Below are 1,530 nucleotides of genomic sequence, written 5' to 3' on the forward strand. Positions count from 1 at the left end.
ACTCCTCTTATGTTCGTTTACAAGAGGTGGAGACACAACTTCCCCGCCGCCTGGAGGCGGATGCGGGTAATTAACACCGTTGAACAAAGCAGGAGGCAAGGCATTTCGACGACGGTTGGCATACTCTTATTCGCGGGTTGATTACCGCATTTCCGTTTGTTCGTCTGGGGCTGCCTCGGTCTAGTGTCGGGCGTAGAATAAATCTGCCACATAGGAGTATCGAGGGTTCCCCACCGCGGCCCTGCCTCCAACTTTGATCAACAGATAATGTTTGCCAAGACGACCTGATCGGACGTGCAGCAGGCCTGTTTCAAGGCTTGCTGAGGGGTGCTACTTCTTGCCCGATCGCCCATATGAAGGCGGCCATTTCTCGCGCGATGGCTGTCACGGCGACTGTCTTGGCCTTGCCGGCACTTATCAGTCTTCGATATCGAGTGCACAGCCTCACTTGCCCTTTCCACGCAATCGCGCAGACCGACTTCGGCAGGCCTGCCAACCTCGCGTTGATTGTGGGGCTGATTCGTGCTGGATAACGGTATGTCCACGCCCCCTCAATCAGCGCCCGGCGCGCCCGGGCGCTGCCGGCTTTAGTGATCCCTCCACGTCTGACGCGCTCGCCCGTTGAGCTTTCTGTAGGGACGAGTCCGAGATAAGCCATCAACTGCCGTGGGCTGTCGAACCGACGGACATCTCCAATTTCGACCACCAACGTGACTGCTGTCATGAACGCGACCCCTCGCATCGCCTGGTACGCGGCGACCACTGGGGCCATTGACCACGCGGCAGAAGTTTCCCCAATCAGTTTGTCCAGGCGATCAAGACGAACTCCGGCATCCTCAACAGCCTGACAATATTCGGCGAGCAAAATTTGATGCGCGGGATGATCGAACGCTTGAGATGCCAGCCACCGTCCATGCGCGCGGGTCCAGGCTTTCCGTCCTGTATAATATCGGCCATGGCGGAGTAAAAACGAATTGAGTTGTTGTCGCGCCTGCTTTTGTGCCTCGAAAGCCGCGTCGCGGGCACGAACCAGGTCGCGAACTGCTTCATGGGCTTCATCCGGCACCCAGACAGGTGTCAACTCCCCAGCTCGATGGAGCCTCGCAAGACTGATAGCATCGCGACGATTGGTCTTCACTCGATCACCAGCACGCTTTGGCACCAATGACGGCGCGACCACACTGCATTCGTGACCCAATTCAACGATTTGCCTATAGAGCCCATACCCGGTAGGGCCCGCCTCATAGCAGAAGTGAAGCTTTGCCCTACGTTTAGCTAGCTTCTTGACTATTGCTGCTACCGAAGATGGTTCCGAGGATATGTCGCCCAGAAACCGCACCTCGCCATTGCGCTCGCCTTCGGCAATCGCCACCGAAATCTTCAACTTTGATGTGTCTAGGCCGATGAAAGCTGCGTGCTCGCTTGTCATGTCTTCCCTCGCTGGTCGGTAGGTCGCCCTGGCCAATTCCAGAGCCCACACAATCTACAGCGTGGGTGGGCGGCCCTCACCAACGAACATACGGTCTAGTG

General features: G+C 57.2%; 1 protein-coding gene. It reads right to left on the reverse strand.

The features are described 5' to 3' along the window. Window positions 1-310: 310 nt before the first annotated feature. Window positions 311-1,429, reverse strand: a complete 1,119-nt coding sequence (locus tag J2X71_RS38040; RefSeq protein WP_310390565.1) for an IS110 family transposase — start codon at window positions 1,427-1,429, stop codon at window positions 311-313. Between the last annotated feature and the right edge of the window lie 101 nt (window positions 1,430-1,530).

The organism is Rhizobium sp. 1399 (genome assembly GCF_031455475.1).
Classification (GTDB): domain Bacteria; phylum Pseudomonadota; class Alphaproteobacteria; order Rhizobiales; family Rhizobiaceae; genus Rhizobium.